Annotated in this window: 1 protein-coding gene; it reads right to left on the reverse strand. The window is 51.0% G+C overall.

Features of this window, described 5'->3' with window-relative positions; translation table 11 throughout:
* Positions 1-163: ATP-binding cassette domain-containing protein (locus CH42_RS17000; protein WP_368730398.1), on the reverse strand; the 163-nt coding region annotated here is incomplete at its 3' end.
* Positions 164-204 lie beyond the last annotated feature (41 nt).

Below are 204 nucleotides of genomic sequence, written 5' to 3' on the forward strand. Positions count from 1 at the left end.
CGCCGATGCCGCGCTGTTTAAGCTTAATAATTACCTCTTTGATATCGCCTACCGAAATCGGGTCAACCCCAGCAAAAGGCTCGTCAAGCAAAATAAACTTGGGATTTGAGGCAAGGCTGCGGGCAATCTCACAGCGTCTGCGCTCACCGCCTGACACGCTCATCCCTAATGAGTGGCGCACATGACCCAAATTAAATTCCCCAA

Source organism: Leucobacter musarum subsp. musarum, from assembly GCF_001273845.1.
GTDB lineage: Bacteria > Actinomycetota > Actinomycetes > Actinomycetales > Microbacteriaceae > Leucobacter > Leucobacter musarum.